The organism is Epilithonimonas tenax DSM 16811 (genome assembly GCF_000428485.1).
In the GTDB taxonomy this organism is placed as follows: Bacteria; Bacteroidota; Bacteroidia; order Flavobacteriales; family Weeksellaceae; genus Epilithonimonas; species Epilithonimonas tenax.
On record NZ_AUAA01000092.1, the window covers coordinates 1 to 1,966 of the forward strand.

General features: G+C 40.0%; 2 protein-coding genes. Both read left to right on the forward strand.

Annotated elements, in window-relative coordinates; genetic code table 11:
• A partial coding sequence (locus tag F564_RS19680) for a Mu transposase domain-containing protein (protein WP_034981986.1) occupies window positions 1-1,120 on the forward strand: 1,120 nt, incomplete at its 5' end.
• Window positions 1,121-1,130: 10 nt separating this feature from the next.
• On the forward strand, window positions 1,131-1,862 hold the full coding sequence (istB, locus tag F564_RS0117600) for an IS21-like element helper ATPase IstB (protein ID WP_028123730.1): 732 nt from the start codon (window positions 1,131-1,133) through the stop codon (window positions 1,860-1,862).
• Window positions 1,863-1,966 lie beyond the last annotated feature (104 nt).

Genomic DNA, 1,966 nt, shown 5'->3' on the forward strand with positions numbered 1-1,966 from the left:
GGATTTTGCAGGTGACAAGCTTCATTATTTTGACCCTCATACAGGAGAGCAGATTGATGTTCCTGTTTTTGTGGCGGTCTTGCCTTACAGTGGCTATAGTTATGTTGAAGCACTTGCTAATGCTTCTGTTCCACAAGTTATTCGCGCTTTAAATAATTCCATATCCTACTTTGGAGGTTGCCCTGAGATTGCTAAATCAGATAATATGAAGCAATGGGTTGTTAGATCTTGTCGGTATGAGCCTAAATTTAATGATTTGATAGAACAATGGGGGAATCATAATCAAATCGTATTGAAGGTTGCCCGTGTAAGGAAGCCACGTGATAAAGCCACTGTGGAAGGTGCGGTATTAAATGCTTACCGGCGTATTTACGCTCCTCTTCGCAATGAAAAACTTACCGGTCTTGAGGCTCTCAACAAAGCCATAAGACTACAACTTACAAAGCATCACGAACAAAACTTTCAGGGAAGAACTTACAGCCGTAAGGATCGCTTTGAGAATGAGGAGAAACCTTTACTACAAGCTCTTGTGCAAAAATCTTTTGTAATCAAACATTATACAAAAGCTAAAATCCAAAGTAACTACCACATTATGGTTGGTGAAGATAAACACTATTACAGTGTGCCATTTAAATACATTGGCAGTAGTGTGACTGTTGTTTACTGTACGGACCATGTTGAGATTTATCTTCAAAACATCCGTATTGCATTACATAGACGGAACTATCGTCCATACACTTATACCACGTTGCCTGATCATCAACCGCCGCATCATAGACGGATAGGGGAACAAAACTTATGGGATCCGGATATGTACCTGCATCAAGCAGAACAGTATGGTCCCTGTACCCGTGCGTTCTTTAAAAAGGTAATGGAGGACAAAACAATTTTAGATCAGTCTTTTCAGTCCTGTCAAGGACTTCTGCGTATTGCCAGGCAACACCCAGAGCGTATTGAAGGAGCATGCCAACGAGCCTTAAGAGGATGTCGTTTTAATTACACTACTATAAAAAACATTATTACGAATAAGATGGACCTTTTGGAAGAAAAGCCAAGTGAAGGCCACTCGCACAAGATTGGATCCCATAGCAATATACGCGGCTCCCAAGAATACAATTAAATTTATTTATATGAACACAGATCAAACAATTGAACAATTGCAAACACTTCGTTTAGGAGGTATGGCATTGCGGTACTCTGCCATTGCAGACTTGCCTGTTCACCAATTACAAAACGTGCATGAACTCGTAGCAGGTATAGTTCAGGCAGAAATCGAACATCGAGACCACGCAAAAACTCAAAAGTACCTCAAAGCTAGCCGACTTCGGTATTTTGCGGTCCCTGAAGAAATTATGTGTACCTCAGAGCGGGGAATCACGAAAGAACAGATTTTAAGGCTCTCGGATGGACAGTTTATTAGAAGAGGCGAAAATGTTCTTATTACAGGAGCAACAGGCTGTGGTAAAAGTTATTTAGCTTGCGCATTAGGACGATCTGCGTGTTTATTAGGGTATAAAACTTTATATTTTAGTATGAATCGCTTTATGGACACCCTTATCCAAGTAAAACTTGATGGTACCTACCTTAAGTGGATCAAATCTATAGCAACGAACAAACTGTTAATATTAGATGATTTTGGACTCAAACCGATGGATGCAGATACAAGATTAACCTTACTGGATCTGCTGGAAGACCGCTATGCGCAAAGCTCTGTACTCATTACCTCACAGCTTCCTGTTGAATCGTGGTACGACTACATTAATGAACCTACACTGGCAGATGCAATAATGGACAGAATGACAGCTTCGGCTCACCGTTTAGAATTAAAAGGTAAATCTTTGAGAAAGAAAAAAAACCATTAGCTTTGATTTAATACGAATCCAGTGGAAAGTCTAGGAAGTTTTTTATGAAATTAACTGGTGTACTTTGCCTCGGAATGAGTGGTGTACTTTGTTCGGAATAATCA